1 protein-coding gene and 2 pseudogenes are annotated in these 973 nt (G+C 66.0%); 1 reads left to right on the forward strand and 2 read right to left on the reverse strand.

The annotated features are described in order from the left end of the window. On the reverse strand, positions 1–633 hold a 633-nt coding region (gene pxpA, locus FUT88_RS25885), incomplete at its 3' end, for a 5-oxoprolinase subunit PxpA (protein ID WP_147219337.1). A 19-nt stretch (positions 634–652) separates the two neighbouring features. Further along, positions 653–772, reverse strand: a pseudogene (locus FUT88_RS27115) (allophanate hydrolase); the annotation flags it as partial. A gap of 10 nt (positions 773–782) precedes the next feature. Between FUT88_RS27115 and FUT88_RS25895 the strand changes: the two are divergent. After that, a pseudogene (locus tag FUT88_RS25895) lies at positions 783–973 on the forward strand (hypothetical protein); the annotation flags it as partial.

Here is a 973-nt window from a genome sequence, read left to right on the forward strand (position 1 = left end):
GATCGGAACCCACGTGCCGTCGATGGCCTTCACGCGCTGCTCGCGCACCATCGTCAGCGTCTGGTCCAGCGCGGCATCTTCGCTGTCGATGAGGGCGCCGGGCGTGCCGCGTTTGACGAGCGAGCCGTCCGGGTTGTAACCGCGATCGGCAAACACCTCTTCCTTGGCCTGCAGGCCAAGTTCACGCGCGGCCTTGACCAGCTCGCCGCCCGCCAGGCCAAACACCACCAGCGACGGATCGAAATCGCGGATCGCGCGCACGATGGCGACGGCCAGCGGCCGGTCGCGCGAAGCCTGGTTGTACAGCGCGCCGTGCGCCTTCACGTGCGCCAGCTTGCCGCCCTGCGCACGCACGATCGCCGAAAGCCCACCGATCTGGAATAGCACGCCCGCGTAGATTTCATCCGGCGGGAGGTGCATTTCAGTGCGGCCAAAGTTCTCGCGATCGGGAAAGCTCGGATGCGCGCCGATCGACACGCCCTGGCGCAGCGCCCAGCCGACGGTCTGGCGCATCGTGTTGACGTCGCCGGCGTGCCAGCCGCAGGCGATGTTGGCGGAACTCACCAGGGTGAGGAGCGCCTCGTCGGTATCGCAGCCTTCGCCGAGGTCGGCGTTCAGATCAATTGCAGTCATGATGTTGTCTTCCGGTGCATCAGGCGTTCAGTCGCGTCTTGGCGGTGCGATGCGCGCTCGACAGAATGCCTTGGCGCTGCCAGTCCAGCGCGGTTTCGATTTGCTGCAGATACCGTGCCACGTCGGCGCGGGCGCTCTGGCCTCTTCCTCCGAACGGCGGCGTGGGCCTCGCCCGTCTGGAATTCATCATCAACAACAACATCGGCGTTCACCCGAAGGCGATCCTCGACTACCCGCAGGTCGACAGCGATCTGAAGAAGGCCGTGGAAAGCGTGGCCCGTGGCCATGCCAGCCCGCGGGCGTTCTACGTCGACAAGCTGGCCGAGGGCATTGCCACCAT

This window comes from Ralstonia sp. TCR112 (genome assembly GCF_007997035.1).
Classification (GTDB): Bacteria; Pseudomonadota; Gammaproteobacteria; order Burkholderiales; family Burkholderiaceae; genus Ralstonia; species Ralstonia edaphi.